Genomic DNA, 18,433 nt, shown 5'->3' with positions numbered 1-18,433 from the left:
GTGGGTCCGCCCGCTCCCGGGCGGGCCCACCGGCACGCGAGACCTTTCCCGTTCTTCTCCCGTAACCCCTGGAGGGGTGATGTTCTCCCGACTCCTGGTCCGGTCCGGCGGGTTCGTCCGCCACACCGTACGACCGGTTTCCTGGGCGATGGCCGGTGTCATGGCCGCCGGCTTCATCCAGATCGCGACCCCACCCGCCTCGGCCGAGGCGAAGCCGAACCGTCCGTCGACCTCGGACGCGTCCAAGGTCCTGCCCAAGCGCGACCCGCTGCCGGCCAAGCCGAAGGCGGCCAACCCGGCGGTGGCTGCCGCCTCCACCGCCCCGGCGAAGGTCACCTGGCCCGCCGCCGGCGCCGCGGACATCACCGTGCCGGCGCCCGCGTCGGCCCGCTCCACCGCCGGCTCTTCGAAGGCCCCGGCGGCCACCGCCAAGATCGGTGGCCTGCCGGTCGCGGTGTCGGCCGCACCCGCCGCGGCGGCCGCCGCGCCGGACTCGGCCCGTCCGGCGGCCTCCGCTCCCGGCAAGGTACGCATCGAGGTGCTCGACCGGAAGGCCTCGGAGAAGGCCAAGGTCGACGGCCCGATCGTCCGGCTCGACCGGGCCGACGGTCAGGCCGCTGCCGGGAACGTCCGCCTCGCCCTCGGCTACGGCGGGGTCGCCGGTGCGTTCGGTGGCGACTTCGGCGCCCGGCTGCGGCTGGTCCGCCTGCCGGAGTGCGCGCTGACCACGCCGGAAAAGGCCCAGTGTGCCCCGGTTCCGCTGCCGACGACGAACGACAGCGCCGCCGAGACGCTCTCCGCCGAGGCGGGCACCGGTGCGCTCTTCGCCATGACCGCCACCGACTCCTCCTCGCAGGGTGACTACGGCGCCACGAAGCTGTCCCCGTCGTCCAAGTGGTCGGTGGCCCCTTCCACGGGTGGCTTCTCCTGGAGCTACCCGCTGCGGAGCCCGCCGGTGCCGGGTGGTGGTGCGCCGCCGATCGCGCTTGCCTACTCGTCGCAGTCGGTCGACGGCCGGACCGCGACGACCAACAACCAGGGTTCGTGGATCGGTGAGGGCTTCAACTACGAGCCCGGGCACATCGAGCGCCGGTACAAGCCCTGCTCGGACGACGGGCACGACCAGTACGCCGACCAGTGCTGGGCGTACGACAACGCGACCATCCTGCTCAACGGCAAGTCGACGGAACTGGTCAAGACCGGTGACACCTGGCGGTTCGGGACCGACGACGGCTCGAAGGTCGAGCGGCTCACCGGCGCGGTGAACGGTGACAACGACGGCGAGTACTGGCGGGTCACCACCACCGACGGCACCCAGTACCACTTCGGCCTCAACCGGCTCCCCGGCTGGACCTCCGGCAAGGAGGAGACCGGCTCGACCTGGACCGTGCCGATCTACGGCGACGACTCGGGCGAGCCCTGCTACAACGCGACGTTCACGTCGGCCTACTGCGACCAGGCGTGGCGCTGGAGCCTCGACTACGTCAAGGACCGCTACGGCAACGTCACCTCGTACTTCTACGAGAAGGAGATCAACTACTACGCCCGGGGCAAGAAGACCGACGTCAACGGTGTCCCGTACGTCCGGGGCGGCTGGCTCAAGCGGGTCGACTACGGCCAGCGGCACGAGGCCGTCTACACGACCAACGCCCCCGCCCGGGTGCGCTTCGAGACCAAGGAACGGTGCCTGCCGTCCGGCAACGTCGACTGCGACCCGCAGGATCTGAACACCACCACCGCGCCCTACTGGCCGGACGTGCCGTTCGACCGGAACTGCGCCAAGGACACCAAGTGCAAGCTCGACCAGATCACCCCGACGTTCTGGACCCGGGCCCGGTTGACCGGCATCACCACCGAGATCCGCGAGGGCACCGGCTGGACGCCGGTGGACAACTGGAAGCTCGACCACCTGCTCACCGACAACGGTGACGGCTCGCGGACCCTCTGGCTCCACAAGATCACCCACACCGGCCTCTACGGGCCGGGCGCCGACATCGCCATGCCGTCGGTCGAACTGGGCGGCCTGCAGCTGCCCAACCGGATCGACCGCGACGGCGACAACATCGCCCCGCTGGTCCGCTTCCGGCTGGTGACCGTGTGGACCGACGCCGGCGGTCAGATCGACGTCAACTACGCCACCCCGGACTGCACCAAGAGCACGCTGCCCACGCCGGGCAACAGCACCAGGCGCTGCTACCCGGTGAAGTGGAACCCGCTCGGCAGCGGCGACCCGATCACCGACTGGTTCCACAAGTACGTGGTCGAGCAGGTCGTCGAGACCGACCGCACCGGCGGGGCGCCGGACATGGTGACCCGCTACCAGTACCTGGACGGTGCGGCCTGGCGGCACGCCGACCCGGACGGCATCTCCGACCCGAAGGACCTGACCTGGAGCGACTGGCGCGGTTACGGCCGCGTGATCGTCACGGCCGGCGACGGTCAGGTCCAGACGACCAAGACGGAGTACCGCTACCTGCGCGGCATGCACGGCGACAAGGATCCGGACGGCGGCACGCGTACCGTCAGCGTCGCCGACTCGACCGGCGGGAGCCACACCGACCACAACGAGTTCTCCGGCCACCAGTTGGAGAGCATCGTCTACGACGGCGCCGACGCGGTCAGCAAGAGCATCGCCGTCCCGTGGCGGCACAACACCGCGACGGAGACCCACAGCTGGGGCAGCAAGAAGGCCTGGTTCATCAACACCACCACCGCCCGGAGCCTGGTCGCCCTGGCCGCCGGCGGGTGGCGGGAGACGAAGCAGACCTCGACCTTCGAGACCAGCTTCGGCCGGGTGACCGAGACCGAGAACGAGGGTGACGTGGCGGTCACCGGCGACGAGGCATGCAGCCGGACCACGTACGCCGACAACGCGACCGCCCACCTGTACAGCCTGGTGTCGCGGGTCGAGTCGGTGTCGGTGGCGTGCTCGGCCACCCCCGACCGCAGCAAGCAGGTCATCTCCGACACCCGGACGCTCTACGACGGCAAGGCGTTCGGCGTCGCGCCGACGCTGGGCAACCCGACCCGGACCGAGCGGCTGAAGAGCCACAACGGCACGACGGCCACCTACATCCGCGCCTCGGAGGGCACGTTCGACGCGTACGGCCGGCCCTTGACCGCCGTCGACGCGCTGGGCCGGGTCACCAAGACCGTGTACACGGACACCAACGGCCTGACCACCAAGGTCAAGGAGACCAACCCGCTGCAGTTCGTCACCACCACCGACTACGCCCCGGCGTGGGGTGTGCCGGTCGGCCAGGTGGACCAGAACGGCCTCAAGAGCGTCCTGGAGTACGACGCCCTGGGCCGGCTGGCGAAGGTCTGGATGCCGGACCGGACGGGCGCCAGCGGGCTGGAGCCGAGCATCCGCTACAGCTACCTGGTCCGCACGGACAAGCCGGTCGCCATCAAGACCGAGCGGCGGCAGAACGACGGCTCCTACAGCGTCGAGTACAAGCTGCACGACGGTCTGCTCCGGCCCCGCCAGGTGCAGTCGGAGGGCCCCGACGGCACCCGTACGGTCGCCGACACCTTCTACACCGGCACCGGCCAGCTGGCGAAGACGTACGCGACGTACACGGTCGCGGGCACGCCCACCGACGTGATCTACCCGGCCGTCAACGGTGACGTCAACGGCCAGACGCTGTACGTCTACGACGGCGCGGACCGGGTCACGGCGGAGATCTTCGCGGTCGCGGGCAACGAGAAGTGGCGCACCACGACCACCTACGGCGGCGACCGGGTTTCGGTCGACCCGCCGGCCGGCGGCACCCCGACGACCTCGATCACCAACGCCCTGGGCAAGACCACCGAACTGCGGCAGTACAAGGGCAGCGGTCCTACGGGCGACTTCGACAAGACCGAGTACACCTACACGCACGCCGGGCAGCTGAAGACGGTCAAGGACCCGGCCGGCAACGTCTGGTCCCACGAGTACGACCAGTTGGGCCGCAAGACGAAGTCGATTGACCCGGACGCCGGCACGTCGACGTCCGGCTACGACGACCTGGACCGGCTCACCAGCACCACGAACGCCCTCAACCAGACGATCAGCACGAAGTACGACGAGATCGGCCGCAAGATCGCCGTCTACAAGGGGGCCGCCGACACCGGGGAGCTGCTGAGCAGCTGGACGTACGACCTGGAGATGCTCGGTGAGCTCTCCTCGACGAGCCGCTGGATCGAGGGACACGAGTACGCCACGTACTTCTCGATCTACGACGAGTTCTACCGGCCGCACGCCACCTACTACTCCGTGCCCGAGCACGCCGGTGCCGAACTGGCCGGCTTCTACACCTTCGGCACGGAGTACAACCGGGACGGCAGCATCCAGTCGGTGAGCATGTCGGACGGCGGTGGGCTGCCGTTCGAGACGATCGCCTACACCTACGACGATCTTGAGCGCCTGACCGCGACGACCGGTGACGCCCCTTACCTGACCGACGTCGAGTACGCCGGCACCGGCGAGGTACTGCAGACCGAGGCTCGGGTGGGCACCCGGAAGGTCTGGTCGACCTACGAGTACGAGCAGGGCTCCAAGCGGCTCACCCGGCAACGGCTGGACCGCGAGTCGGCCCCGGTCGTGGACATCGACGCCCGCTACACGTACGACCAGTCCGGCAACATCCTGCGGATCGCCAACAACCCGTCCGGGACGCAGGACACGCAGTGCTTCACGTACGACTACCTGCGCCGGATGGAGCGGGCCTGGACGTCGGCGAGCACCGCGACCGACCCGTGCGCCGGTGGGCCCTCGGTCACCGGGGTGGGCGGCGTGGCCCCTTACCACCACGCCTACACCTTCGACGTCACGGGCAACCGCAAGACCGAGGTCCAGTACGGGACCAACGGCACTCCGCTCATCGAGCGCAGCTACACCTATCCGGCCGCCGGCCAGGCGCAGCCGCACACGCTGAGCCAGATGACGGAGAAGACTCCGCAGGGCGACCGGCTGTACTCGTACGAGTACGACGCGGCCGGCAACACGAAGAAGCGGACGAGGGCCGGCGAGGACCAGACCCTGGTCTGGGACGCCGAGGGCAACCTCGAGTCGGTCACCGAAGCCGGCAAGAAGACCAGCTTCCTCTATGACGTCGACGGCTCCCGGATGCTCCGCAAGGAGCCGGCCTCGACCACGCTCTACCTGCCGGGCATGGAGATCCGGCTGAACCACCAGACCCGGTCCACCGACGCCACCCGGTACTACGCGCTTCCGGGCGGGGCGAGCCTGGTCCGCAAGGTGGACGGCCTCCGGTACGTCGCGAACGACCACCACGGCACCGGCCAGGCAGTCGTGGACCAGAGCGGCGCTGTCACGCATCGGCGGATGACCCCGTACGGCGAGAACCGGGGCGCTTCGCCAGGTCAGTGGCCGACAGAGAAGGGCTTCGTCAACGGGAACATCGATTCCACGACAGGCCTGGTCAACATCGGCGCGCGGGAGTACGACACGATCACCGGCCGGTTCATCTCGGTCGACCCGATCATCGACGTCAACGACCCGCAGCAGATGAACGGGTACGCGTACGCCAACAACAACCCGATCTCGTTCTCCGACCCGGACGGTCTCAAGGCCTGCTCCGACGACGCCTGCGGGCCGGGCGCCGACTACGAGGACATGTACGGCAACTACCACAAGGTCAAGGGCCACAACGACGGTTGCGGTGGTTGCTCGGGCGCGTACGACCCGGACGAGCCCACGATCAACGTCCACAACAACCCGCGGGCATCAGCGGAGGAGCGGGCCGCGGCCGCGCGGGCGGCGGCGGAGAAGGAGAGGCAGCGGCGGATCGCCGCGGCCAAGGCGAAGATGCTCAACGCCGCCAAGGCCCTGGCGAAGATCCTGATGGACGAGTTGGGCATCACCGATGCCCTGGACTGCTTCCTCAAGGGCGACATGGGCGGCTGCCTGGCCACGGCAGTCAACGTCGCGGGTGCGGCGATCGGTGGTGCGCTGGGCAAACTCGCAGTCAGATACGGCGCTCCATGGAAGTGGAAGAAACTCGCCAACCTGACCAGTCGGGTCAAGGGCCTGCTCATCGACCTGGTCGACAACGCCAAGGCGTTCATCAAGTGCAAGAACAGCTTCGTGCCCGGCACGTTGGTGGTGATGGCCGACGGGTCGCGCAAGCCGATCGAGGACGTCAAGACCGGCGACATCGTGTTGGTGACCGATCCGGTGACCGGCAAGACGACGATCAAGCCGGTGGTGGCGACCATCATCGGTCAGGGCAGCAAGAACCTGGTCGAAGTCACCATCGATCCCGACGGTGACAGCGGCGACGCCACGGAGCGCGTGGTCGCCACCGACAACCACCCGTTCTGGGTACCCGGCCTCGACGAGTGGGTCGATGCCGCCGATCTGCGGGCCGGTCAGTGGCTGCGCACCTCGGCCGGCACCCACGTGCAGATCAGCGCGACCCGGCAGTGGACGGAGCCGGCACAGGTCCACAACCTCACGATCGACGACATCCACACGTACTATGTGGTCGCCGGCAACACCCCGGTGCTCGTGCACAACTGCGGGACCTCAGTTGATGATCTTCGCAATGCTAAGCCGATTGAGGGGCACGGCATTGATCCAGATAAGGCTGCGGACATGCAAACCTGGAGTGACGACGACCTCTTGGCGTCGTTCAATACCCCTCGTGATGGTGGAGTAGCGCGAATCAATGAGAGCGGAACAATCGTGAACGGGCACCACCGGATCAATGAGATCATTCGACGAGCGGACGATCCCAACAACAAGAGGATTACGGGAAGTACTAAGGTTCGGATCGAAGAATACCGCCGGGATCTCAGCGATTTCTGGGACCTTGACTGATGCCGGGCGACTCGGCGTACCGGCAGGAGTCCAAGATCGGTCCACGTGACGCTGATTTCGGCGTTCGCATGGCCAGCCTCGAAGACTTGGTCCGCATCAATGAAGAGAACCGACACCGCGGGTGGTCAGCTCGCTGGAGTTCACACGACGCACTTCGGAGCGAGGTTGCGGCGGGATCGACTGCGATTCTGTGTCCGCTCTTTCGTAACGGCGGACTAATCACCGAGCCCCAGTCATACCGATGCCACATCTTCTTTGCAAGCAGTAGCGAGAACAGAGGATTGGTATCGCTGATCGACGTTGGAGAGGGCACATTTGAGAACTTGCGCGAGGCGAACTCGATTGAGAATCTGACTCGTGTGGTCAGGCTACTCATGGACAGCTACGAGTTGACGCCCCTCGGTTGACAACACGACTACCGCGGCGCCCGATCGGGCGCCGCGGTAGTCGTGTTGTCACGCCGTGCGTGGACGTGCGCTGTAGTTCATGGCGGTTGCTGTCACGGCTGCTGTCAGATACTCGCAACACATGCCGATATATCGATAAGAGTAGGTAGATGGTTCGGCTGGCCGACCTGGCTTGCCGGCGGGGTCTCGGCGTGGTCGACGCCTCGACGGTCGACCGGCTCGGCCTGGCCGAGTTCCAGAACGCCGCCGGGCATCTCACCGGCGCATGGCGCGTGCCCCAGGTACGGGTAGAACAAGTCCGTCCCGGCTTGGTCCGGCTGCGGGCGCTGCTGGTCGACCCGCTCACCCAACCGACGCCTGGGACGGGCTGACCACGACCGCCGACCACGCGCGGACATGGTCAGCGGGTGTTGACGCTGATGGCCAGCCGGTCACCATTCGTTCCTGGGGCGTGTCGGGGTGGTGGTCGCGGGGCTGGCCGGCTTCGGCAAGACCTCACTGCTGAACGCCCGGTTCTGTCAGCTCGCGGCGAGTCCGGCGGTGCAGTTCGCGTTGATCGATGGCAAGGGCGGCCCGGACTACGACGGGCTGTTCCGTCGGGTGTGGTGTCGGCGAACGACGATCCGGAGCAGTCCGTGATCATCTGGCGCGGGTGCATGAGCTGATAACGGGATGGCCATGGGTATTCAGCTGTCCAACTCCTTTTCACGCTTCTAGGCTGCGATCATTCTGGGGGCAAGCGTGTTGGAAGTCCTGCCTGGGGTCGGCCTTGATCGTGCCCGGTTCGGGGAGAGCCGTTCCAGTCACCGCGAGCGGCTCGGAAGCTACAAGGCCTTCGAGCGAGTGCCGGGCACGGGGGTGACCGACATCTATGAAGATGGAATGGTCATGCTGTCCTACGACGAGCTGGACCGCCTCGCCTTCATAGAGATCGGAGGCGAAACAGCCGTGTCACTTGGTGGAACTCAATTAACGGGAAGGCCTCTCGCGGCCGTGCTTGAGGAGCTAGCTCAGGGCGGTCTCACGGTTGATTTCGACGGCGACTCGTCGTACGCAATCTCGTCAACCGGAGTTGAACTCTTCACCAGCTCTCCGGATGACGTTGATGAACCAGCTGGGGGAGTTTCGATAGCGCGAACCGGGCGAGAACGAAGTGCGGAGTTGCGCGCACCGGTTGCTGGCAGCTGCTGAGCAGGGTGCAGATGCGGTGCCCACGCCGATCCACCACAGCAACGGGCCGATGGCCGTCATCAGGGTAAGGAGAGCCACTGACCAGCCCGGCCATCGGCGTAGCGTAGGTCGAGAACCTCTGCCGGTCGTGAACGTATCCGGGGGTCTAGCCACGACGGTCAGCGAGCCGACCCATCGCCGGACTCGGCGAGCCGCTTGAGGTTCAGCAACTGCCGGCGGGCCATCACCAGGTCGCCGAGGCAGCCACCGAGGGCGATCACCGGGTTCGTCCGCATCACCACCTTGAGCAGCAGGCGGGTGGTGTTCCCGGCGTCGGGCACCAGGACGTACGACAGCACCGCGCCCATGATCTCGCCGGTGAGGTGGTGCCCCGGCTCGACCGCGAGGATCCGGCCCCGCCGCCGCCCGCCGGCAGTCGTGAACGCCTCGCCCACCACCGGCTCGGGAAGGTTCACCAACCGTTGCGGTGAACGGCGGCCGAGGTTGTCGATCCAGTCGTACGAGTACGGCGCGAGCCGGATCTGGGCGACCCACCGCCACACGGCGGAAGGTGGCGCGTCCACGCTCACCCCGCGCCACGCCCGCAACGTGGGCGCGGGGACGAAGTGGTCGCACGGGTACCGGCGACGTGTCTCGTCGTCGGAGACACCCCACCGGTCACCGAGCATCGGCCCGGCCCAGCACCAGCGTGGTCCGCAGGTCGAGCACGACGGTGCCGCCGAAGTCGTCGACCAGCCGGTCCAGCGCGGCGATCCCGCGTCGTTGCTGGTCCGGGGTGCGGGACAGGTACGGCCCGAACGTGCGCATCAGCGCCAGGTACCGCTCCTTGTCCAGCGGCAGTTCCCGCCGGAACACCTCGCGGCGTACGTCGTCGAACTGTCCGCTGTCGAGGACGTCCCGGTGGAACCAGTCGACGGGCCGCTCCCGGACGGTGGGGTCGACGGATCGCAGTGCGGCCCGAACGGCGGCCTGCTGGGCGGCGTCGGCGTAGTCGTAGCGGTGCCCGAAGACGGCGAGGGTGCCGCCGGGCGCCAGGGCGCGGCGGGCAAGGGCGTTGCGGGTGGCCGGGTCCAGCCAGTGCCAGACCATCGCGCAGGCGAGCACGTCCACCCCACCGGCGGGCGGCGACCACCGCTCGAACGTCGTTGCCTCGATGCGCGCTTCCGGGAACCGCTCGGCCAGCCGGGCCGCCATTCGCGCGTCGGGCTCCACGCAGGTCAGGGGCGCACCGAGGCGGGCCAGCACCTCGGTGCCCTTCCCGGTGCCCGCGCCGACCTCGGCCACCGACGCCGGTGCGCCGCCGTGGTAGGCGAGTATCGACCCGGCGATCTCCGGCGGATATCCCGGCCGGGCGCGCTCGTAAAGGTCGGCGACCGTGCCGAAGACATTCATCACCAGCAGGATACGGCTCCGACCGGTCCCCGACAGACCGCGCGGAAACCGGCCCACCCGCTTCTACAGTCCGCACCATGAGGTGGACCCTGCGGCTGGCGGCGGCGCTCGGCGTACTCGCGACCGCTCTGGCGACCGGGTCGGCGAGCGGCGCCGCGGCGCCCGCCGACGGCGGCCTCGGCCTGGCCCTGCGGCCCGGCCAGGCCGACTACCAGGCCGGGGACCAGGTCCGCCTCGACCTCACCGTCACGAACACGACCGGGTCGGCGTGCGCGCTCGCCACCGGGCCCGTCGGCACCGTGCAGGTCACGGGGGTACGCCGGGACGGGCGCGACGTCGAGCCGACGCTGGCCCGCAGCTTCTTCGAGGACGGGATCGGCGCCGCCGCCACCGCCGGGCTCACCACAGTGGAGCCGGGAGCGACCGCCGTCGTGGCGTCGACCGGGGTACGGCTGCGCGACGGCGAGGTCGTGCTCCGCTCGGTGGCCGCCACCCCGGACGGCGGTGGGCTGGACACGCTCTGGCCGGTCGGCGCACCCGGCCGGTACGAGGTGACCGCCGGCTACGTGACGCTGCCGGTGACCGGCGCGACGAACCCGTGTGCGGGCGCGACAGCGCTGCGGACCGCCACGTTCACCGTGTCCGACGACGGCGGGACCGGCCGGCGCTGGCTCTGGCTCGTCGGCGGGGGAGCACTCGCGCTGCTCGTCGTCGCGCTGGTCGTGCTGCTGCTGGTATGCCGACGACGCCGGCCGACAGCCGCCGCCGTGGCCCTGGTGCTGCTGGTGGCCGTCGGCGCGTACGTCGGCGGTGGTGCCCGGCCGGCGCGGGCCGACTACGGCGTCGACCCGACCGCCGGGGTGCCGGTCAGCGGCGTCGACTTCCAGGCGGCTGTCGACGGCTGCCTGGCCGGGTTCGCGTTACCCGGCGGCGACCCGTCCGGCCTGCTGCCCCGGCTGCGCGACAAGAAGAGTCCCCGCGTGCGGATCATCCCGACCACAGGTGGATCGGGCGCGTTCGAGACGCCGGACAGCGCCGACGGCAAGGGCTCCTCGACCGTCACGTGGAACCCGAACTCCACCGACCCGTACGGCGACGGGGTGGCCCGCGACCCGTGCGCCGCGCTCTACCACGAGCTGAACCACGCCGACGACATCTCCCGGAACGCGGTGCCGCAGGGCGAGTGCGGCGGCACCGGCATCCGTACCGCCGAGGTGAAGGCGACGCTCGCGGAGAACCGCTACCGGGCGGCGAAAGGGCTGCCGCCGCGCACCGAGTACGACGGGAAGCCGCTGCCGAAGAACCTCGACGAGTGCAAGAAACCGGCCAAGAAGACACCGCCGCCGAAAGGCCCGGTGAAGCTCTGCGAGGACGGCGCTGATTGCGGCGGCAGCAACGGCGACCCGCACCTGGTCACGTTCGACCGGGTCGCCTACGACTTCCAGGCCGTCGGCGAGTTCACGCTGGTCGCGTCCACCGGCGGCGACCCGCTGGAGGTGCAGGTCCGGCAGGCCCCGATGGCCGGCACGCGTACCGCCTCGGTCAACTCGGCTGTCGCGTTCCGGATCGGCGCGCACCGCATAGCGCTCACCCTCACCGACGGCGGCACCCGGGTGCACGTCGACGGCGCGTCACCGGCCGCGCTGCCGGACCGCACCGACCTGGTCGGCGGCGGCATCCTCACCCGCCGTCCGTCGGACACCGGCCCCACCGACGGGTACGACGTGACGTGGCCGGACGGGTCCGCGGCGGCGGTGGACCAGATCGGCCGGTACGGCTACCGCGTGCTGGTCCGGCTCGCCGAAACCAGGGCCGGGAAGGTACGCGGACTGCTCGGCGACTTCGACGGCGACCCGGACGACGACATCGCGCCCGCCTCCGGGGCGGCGCTGGCCCAGCCGGTGCCGTTCGGGAAGCTCTATCCCGCGTACGCGGACAGCTGGCGGATCACCCCGGAACGCTCGCTGCTGCACTACGACGACGGGCAGGACACCGGCACCTTCACCGACCGCGCGTTCCCGGAACGGGAGGTCACCGTCGGCGACCTCGACCCGGCCCGGCGCGCGGCGGCCGAACAGGTCTGCCGCTGGGCCGGCGTGACCGCGCCCGCCCAGCTCGCCGAATGCGTCTTCGACGTCGCGGTCAGCGGCCGACCCGAGTTCGCCGTGGCCGGCGCCACCACCGAACGGGTCGCCCCGCCGGCCGCCACCCCGATCACCGCCGTACCCGTCGCCACCGCCACGCTCACCCCCGGCGGAGAGCCGCTGACGTTCGCCGCCCGCGCCGGGGACGCCGTCTTCGTCGACGCCACCGCGCCGGGAATCGGCGACCGCTGCTCGCCGTACGTGCTCACCGAGCCGGGCGGACGGGAGATCGCCAGCGGATGCAACATCAAGGGCGCCGGGTACGTCGACCGCGTCGACCTCACCGCCACCGGCACGTACGCGCTGCGGGTCGTCGCCGCACCCGGCGACACCGGCCGCGCCGCCGTGCGGGTGTACTCGGCCCGGGACAGCGACGGCACGGTGCAGCCGAACGGCCCGGCGGTCACCGCCACCGTCGCGCAACCCGGCGCGTGGGCGCGTTACCGGTTCACCGGGCGCGCGGGGGAGCGCGTCTACGTGGAGGTGCCGACGAGCACGCTCACCGACCAGTGCTCGCCGTTGGAGCTGCGGGACGCCGAGGGACGGCTGCTGAGCAGCGGTTGCGTGATCAACGGCGCCGGCGAGATCGACGGCACGCTGCTGCCCGCCGACGGGACGTACACCGTGGTGGTCGACCCGACCGAACGCGGCACCGGCACGACCACGCTGCGGCTGATCGCCAGCCGGGACCGGGAGGCGACGATCTCGGTCGGCGGACCGCCTGTCGTCGCCGTCGTGGACCGGCCCGGCGCGATCACCGGCTACCGGTTCACCGTCACGGCCAGCGCGTCCGTGACGGTGAGCGCGACCGCCTCCGACCTGCCGGACCAGTGCGGCGTGCTGGCCCTGCACGCGCCCGACGGCAGCACCGTCGGCACGGGCTGCGTGATCAACGGGGCCGGCGAAATCGGGCCAACCGTGTTGCCGGCCTCCGGGGCGTACACCCTGGTGGTGGACCCGTCCGGGGCCGCGACAGGGCAGGTCACGCTGGCGCTGCGGTGAGGCCGACCCTGCGTTTCCGGGGTGGTGTGCGGGCGTGCTAACGTCTCGTCCCGTTGTCAGCGAGCGCCGCTAGCTCAACTGGCAGAGCAGCGGACTCTTAATCCGCGGGTTCGGGGTTCGAGTCCCTGGCGGCGCACCAACGATCAAGGCCCTGACCAGGTGGTTCACACCGGGTCGGGGCCTTTTTCGTGTACGTGGTTGCCGGGCGGTTGCTCGGCGACTGCTCGGGAGCCGGTGGACCGGGCCAGCGTGGCCGAGACGATGCGGCTACGTCGAGCCGTCGGCGGTCGGCGGGAGCGTGGCTGCAGGACCCTGTAGGCCAGTTATGTCGGTTCTGTTTGCTCTTGGGCACAAGGAAGATGCGATCGTTTAGTGGGAACGGACCATCGCCCGGCGAATCTGTATTCGGTCGTCCACGTCGGTCTCCCTCTCTTCTTTCACGACGAGAGGGAGGGCAATATGATCTTGGGGGACCTGCCGGGTGGCTCCCTGCTAGCTATCGCCTTGGGTGTCTTCCTGGCGCTGGCCGCCTTGGCAGCCGCGGTGGCTGTGCTGCACCCGCAGCGGCAGCGACGCAACGATGCCTTCCGAGTACTTGCGTTGCTGGTCAGCCTGTTCCGACGTGCGGGTGGTGCACCGTGACGTCAACGCGGGGGAGCGCGTACCGTGGTCCGATGCGCCGAACGGTGCCGGTTCTTGCTTACGTACGCTCTTTGCCGGAGGAGTCCGCTGCGGTCTTGAGCGCGCAGGCGGCAGCGATCCGCCGGGCAGTCGTCGCCCGCCAGCTTCCCGTGCCGTACGAACTCGTGTGGACGATCCGCGATGAGGCGGCCGAACGCCCCGTGCGACTACCGGAAGCCTTGAGACGATTGGAGATGGGCGCCGCTCAAGCACTGTTCGTCACGCGGTGGGACCGGCTCGGCCCAACCAACTTCATCGCAGGAGGGCTCAGACGTCACGCCATCGAGTTCGGCTGGGCGCTGGAAATCCTTGATGACATGCTCGACGATCAGGCCGATAACGTGGGCAGCAGTGGCCTGCGCTCTGCACGAACCATAGAAGGCCTCGCCGAGGCCCGTTCCATCGGCATACGGCTCGGACGCCCCAGGCGCTGTAAGGACGACGTGCTTCGGGCAGTGGTCGAGAAGTCCCTGCTGGGCGTCCGCCAAGTCGATATCGCAGAGCAATTGAATGAGAAAGGGGCGCCAACCCCGGGTGGCGGTGAACGCTGGTATCCCTCGCACGTCTCACGTCTGCTGCGCACGCAGGATGCTCGGCAGTATCGGCGGTTTCTCCTAGATTGTTTGAATGATCAAAGCTGTGCATCTATCGAGAAATCCGCGGAAGAGGCTTAAAGGCGTGGCGTCGGTGGGGACGCGGCGGGGTCCGGGCCAGCGAGGTCCCCGGCTGGCCGTGGTCATCGGTCCTTTGGCGTCGGAGACGGCCCGGTTTTGCCTGAAGGCGGAATGCCGGTTCTGCGGCTTCCATCATCAGCTTTTCAGATGAATCCATGAACAGTGAACCTTTTCCAAGCTGATCTTGCAGCTCAGGAGGGGTGTGGCAGGCCCGGTGATCGATGGGTGCGAGGCTCCAGGTAGGACAGCTGTCGACCAAGACTCGAAGCCCCAACCGGGAGCCTCGCCATGCTGTCCTACCCCGCCACGATTCCGTTGTCCAGCCGCACCCTGAACCACCTCGCCGAACGCATCCGCGGCCACCGTCAACAGCGCCGATCCCGGTGGCGGCGCCTCGACCCCGGCCGGCAGGCGCTGCTCGCTCTGGCTCATCTGCGCAACGGCGACACCTACACCCGCCTCGCCGCCGGCTTCGAGATCGGTGTCGCCACCGCCTGGCGCTACGTGCAGGAAGCGATAGCCCTGCTCGCGACGGCCGCCAATGACCTGGCCACCGCCATGGAACGGATCCGCCGACTGGCGTACGCGATCCTGGACGGCACCCTGATACCGATCGACCGGGTCGCCGACCAGAAGCCGTACTACTCCGGGAAACACAAGCACCACGGCGTGAACGTGCAGGTCATCGCCGATGCCGCTGGCCGGCTCGTCTGGGCTTCACCAGCGCTGCCCGGCTCGGTCCACGACCTGACCGCAGCCCGAACCCACGGCATCATCGACGCACTGACCAGGGAAGACGTGATGACCTTCGCCGATAAGGGCTACCAAGGAGCCCGCGGCAGCCTGCGCACACCGTTCAAACGGCGCCGCTTCCGCCCGAAGCTGTCACGCCGGCAGAAGGCCGTGAACCGCGCCCACGCGCAAAACCGCGCTTGCGGCGAACGCGCGATCGCCACCCTCAAGACCTGGAAGATCCTGACCAAGCTGCGCTGCTGTCCACGGCGAGCGACCCCGATCGTGCAGGCCATCCTCGTTCTGCATCACGTCGAAGCCAACCGCTACGCAGGATGAAAAGGGCTCAGTGATCATGGAAAACGTCTCACAAACCCCGTTTTGAGGGTGTGGAAGCTCCATCGTGGAGCCACCGGCTTCGATCGGGATGGCCGGCCGTTGATGGGTAGGGGATCATCGGTGGGCGGCCGAGGGTGTGCAGGTGACGCCTCGGCGGTGGCCAATCCTGTCGCTCCTGGCGTTGCACGGTGTGGCTACGACGGATGACGTCGCGGTGGTGCTGGGGGTGCCTCGGTTAACCGCGCACCGGAACCTGACGTGGCCGCACGCTGCGGGGCTGGTGGGCCGGGAGCGGTCGGCGGAGGACCGGGCGCACGCGTGGGGTACCGGATCACCAAGCAGGGCACCGAGCTGCTCGCCCGCGACCTCGCAGTCTCCGGGCGGTTGGTGCCGCTGCACTTGGGTCAGCGACAGTGGGGTGCTGTGCATTACCTATTGTTCCTGGCGTTGCTGGCGGTGTCTCGGCAGGATCCAGGCCGGTGCGGGTTGTTCCAGTGGTCGGCGACGTTGGACACGTCGGTGTGGTTGCGGGAGCGGGATATGGCGCATCTACGTGCTGACGGGTATGGAGTGTGGCTCGAAGACGGCCGGTGCGTGCGGTACTTGGCGCACGTCGATCCAGGTCCGGTCGGTGATGCCATCGCCGAGCGCGAGCAGTCCACCGCAGGCCTCGGCGGGGTCCTGGCCGGTTACCGGCGCACCGACCCCGTCGTGCCGGTCTGTGCGGTGCTGGTCATCGCCCGCGACGCGGCCCGGGAGGCCAACCTGCTGGCGGATCTGATGAGCCGGCCGTTGCGGGCGCCGGTGGCGGTCACGACGGTCGACCTTCTGCACCAGCACTGGCCCCACGAGCAGGTGTGGCGCACCCCGAGGATGGGCGACACGCGTCATCGGTTGATCGACCTACCTGAGGCGGCTGCCGATGGCGCTGATGGCGTCGGCTCTGTCTGAATATCCCTCGGTGGGCGGAGAAGCTAGAGCTGATTCGGACCGACCGGAGCCTGGCCTACGCTGACGCCATGAGGGAACGGGGCGTGGAGCAGACTCTGGTGACGGCCCTACCTGGCGGGCGCTGATGGACCAGCAGGCGGCGGTGCCGACTCACGTGCTCCCGGAGGAGGTCCGGGCTGACGTGGAGACGTTGTGGCGCTACCACGACATGCGTCACAAGTTGCGCCCGTGCGACGTGGGGATCGGGTTGGGCAGCCATGACCTCGGAGTGGCTGTCATCGCGACGCGCTTGTTTCACGAGGGCCTGTTCCCAAGGATCGTGTTCACCGGCGCGAACGCCCCGACCACTGTCGAACGTTTCCCGCGTGGAGAGGCGGTGCACTACCGCGAGTACGCCGTTGAGCAGGGTGTGCCCCCGGAAGCGGTCCTCGTGGAGCCGCGTGCCACGAACACCGCCGAGAACCTCGAATTCTCCCGTGCGCTCCTGGCCGAACGCCAGATCCCGGTGCGGTCGGTGCTGATCATGTCGCGGCCCTACCAGCAGCGTCGGGCCTACGCCACCTGCAGGCTTATGTGGCCGGAGGTTGATGTGGTGTGCGCGTCGAATCCACTCGAACTGGACGACTACGTGAGTAGCATCGGCGACCCGCGGCGGGTGGTGGACATGCTGGTCGGCGACACACAGCGGATCGAGGTGTACGCCGAGCGCGGGTTCGCGATCCCGCAGGAGATGCCGGACGAGGTACGGGAGGCCTTCCAGCGCCTGGTGGCCGCTGGCTACACGAGCCGACTGATCTGAGCCCAGCTACCAGCGCGGCCCTCCCGACCGAACGCCCATCCGGTCGCTGAGTTCGACGGCCAGTCGAGGTGGTCGGGGGCGGGTGAGGATGTCCCGGACGAGGTCGCGGGAGAGCCGGTGGTAGCGCACCTGGTCGGGGCCGATGACCTCGGCGTCCAGAAGCGCCGCGAGCGCGTCGTCGATGCGGTTCCACCGGGCAAGGGCTCGGGCGGTCTCGATGGCGTGCCGAACCTGCCGCTCGACGGGCACGGTGCTGGTGTCGAGTGGGGCGCCGATGGCGATGGCGCGTTGCACGTCGCCGAGTTCCATTGCCACGGTCGTCTTGTGGATCGACACGTTGGTCGGGCCGAATGCGGTCCACACGTGGTTGCCATCGGCACCGAGTCGCCGTGCGGCGGCATCGGCTTCGGCGATGTGGGTGTCGGCGGAGGCGCGGTCGTCGTCCCGGGCGGCGGCCAGCGCGCAGACCAGGTGCAGGCTGCCGTAGACCGACAGCAGTTGCGGAGTCGGCTTGGCGAGCCGTGGTCCCAGGAACTGCGCCGCCGTGGCGGCGAGGCCCCGGGCTTGGGCATATTCACCGATGGACGCCAGCGAGTGCGCGGCGGAGCGGCTGAGTGAGCCGATGACGACGTGATCGTGGCTGGCGTTCGCGGCGGCCAGCCCTCGGCTGGCGGCGGTCCACGCGAGGTCACCTTCGCCGAGCTTGGTGAGGAACAACGCGGCGAGTTGGTGGGCGTAGGCGGTCATCGCATGTGCGCGCCGGCCGTCGTCTCCGTCGTACGCCTCGGTGGCGGTGAGGCAGTCGTGGATGAGGTAGGGCAGCCGGCGGGCGAGGGTGCCATAACGGGAGTGCTGGTAGGCGGTCCAGATCTCGGCGACATCGATCTCGATCTCGCGTAGGGTGAGGGCCTCGACATCGCCCGTGCGGGCCAGCGTTGGCGCGAGGTGACGATAGTCGTGGAGAGCGGCCCGCAGGGCGGGGATAGTTTCGCGTCCCGAGTCGTCCGACCACTCGAACAGGCTCGGTGCACCGATCAGGTCGCCGAGGGACACGTCGAGGGCCTTGGCGATCGCGCGTATGACCGACAGCCGGTCCAGGTCGGCCCGGTTCGTTTCGACCTTGCGTAACCACTCCTGCGTCTTGCCGACCAGACCGGCCAGCACCTCCTGGGAGAGCCCTCGCCGACGCCGGTAGAAGGCGACGCGCTGGCCGATCGTCATGTCGTCCGTCATCCCTCGCACACCATCACCCTGCCCGCTGAAGGCTGCTGGACCCGGTACGGATTTTCCCGGTC

10 protein-coding genes, 1 tRNA gene and 1 pseudogene are annotated in these 18,433 nt (G+C 68.9%); 9 read left to right on the top strand and 3 right to left on the bottom strand.

Annotated elements, in window-relative coordinates:
• Positions 1-79 precede the first annotated feature (79 nt).
• The 3 genes and pseudogenes from BFV98_RS13290 (at position 80) to BFV98_RS31905 (ending at position 8,424) form a co-directional block, all read left to right on the top strand.
• A complete protein-coding gene (locus BFV98_RS13290) occupies positions 80-6,826 on the top strand; it encodes a polymorphic toxin-type HINT domain-containing protein (RefSeq protein WP_071096487.1) in 6,747 nt (2,248 codons plus the stop codon).
• 601 nt (positions 6,827-7,427) lie between these two features.
• Positions 7,428-7,900, top strand: a pseudogene (locus BFV98_RS13285) (hypothetical protein); the annotation flags it as partial.
• Positions 7,901-7,974: 74 nt separating this feature from the next.
• Positions 7,975-8,424, top strand: a complete 450-nt coding sequence (locus BFV98_RS31905; protein ID WP_167545735.1) for a hypothetical protein — start codon at positions 7,975-7,977, stop codon at positions 8,422-8,424.
• 158 nt (positions 8,425-8,582) lie between these two features.
• Here BFV98_RS31905 and BFV98_RS13280 read toward each other — a convergent pair whose 3' ends face one another.
• Positions 8,583-9,092, bottom strand: a complete 510-nt coding sequence (locus BFV98_RS13280; RefSeq protein ID WP_013284410.1) for an SRPBCC family protein — start codon at positions 9,090-9,092, stop codon at positions 8,583-8,585.
• The gene (locus tag BFV98_RS13275) at positions 9,082-9,816 is read right to left on the bottom strand and encodes a trans-aconitate 2-methyltransferase (protein WP_013284411.1); all 735 of its coding nucleotides are present in this window, start codon (positions 9,814-9,816) and stop codon (positions 9,082-9,084) included. Before BFV98_RS13275 ends, BFV98_RS13280 begins: the two co-directional genes overlap by 11 nt.
• Before the next feature lie 77 nt (positions 9,817-9,893).
• Here BFV98_RS13275 and BFV98_RS33000 point away from each other — a divergent pair, with 77 nt between their 5' ends.
• The 6 genes from BFV98_RS33000 to BFV98_RS13240 all read left to right on the top strand — a co-directional run bounded on the left by BFV98_RS33000 (position 9,894) and on the right by BFV98_RS13240 (position 17,138).
• Positions 9,894-12,962 (top strand): VWD domain-containing protein, encoded by a 3,069-nt coding sequence (locus BFV98_RS33000; RefSeq protein WP_071096484.1) that lies wholly within the window; start codon positions 9,894-9,896, stop codon positions 12,960-12,962.
• Positions 12,963-13,025: 63 nt separating this feature from the next.
• A tRNA-Lys gene (locus tag BFV98_RS13265) sits at positions 13,026-13,101 on the top strand.
• Between the two features lie 535 nt (positions 13,102-13,636).
• Positions 13,637-14,317, top strand: a complete 681-nt coding sequence (locus tag BFV98_RS31485; RefSeq protein WP_176921693.1) for a recombinase family protein — start codon at positions 13,637-13,639, stop codon at positions 14,315-14,317.
• 288 nt (positions 14,318-14,605) lie between these two features.
• A complete protein-coding gene (locus BFV98_RS13255) occupies positions 14,606-15,388 on the top strand; it encodes an IS5/IS1182 family transposase (protein WP_071095663.1) in 783 nt (260 codons plus the stop codon).
• Positions 15,389-15,706: 318 nt separating this feature from the next.
• Complete coding sequence (locus tag BFV98_RS13245; protein WP_013284414.1) at positions 15,707-16,339, top strand: hypothetical protein; 633 nt, start codon at positions 15,707-15,709, stop codon at positions 16,337-16,339.
• A gap of 124 nt (positions 16,340-16,463) precedes the next feature.
• A complete protein-coding gene (locus tag BFV98_RS13240; RefSeq protein ID WP_013284415.1) occupies positions 16,464-17,138 on the top strand; it encodes a YdcF family protein in 675 nt (224 codons plus the stop codon).
• 6 nt (positions 17,139-17,144) lie between these two features.
• Here the strand turns inward: BFV98_RS13240 and BFV98_RS13235 are convergent, their stop codons facing one another.
• Entirely contained in the window at positions 17,145-18,371 is a 1,227-nt protein-coding gene (locus BFV98_RS13235; RefSeq protein WP_030270184.1) for a helix-turn-helix domain-containing protein, read from the bottom strand.
• Between the last annotated feature and the right edge of the window lie 62 nt (positions 18,372-18,433).

Source organism: Micromonospora sp. WMMB235 (genome assembly GCF_001855515.1).
In the GTDB taxonomy this organism is placed as follows: Bacteria; Actinomycetota; Actinomycetes; order Mycobacteriales; family Micromonosporaceae; genus Micromonospora; species Micromonospora aurantiaca.
This window is presented reverse-complemented; position numbering and strand designations above follow the sequence as displayed.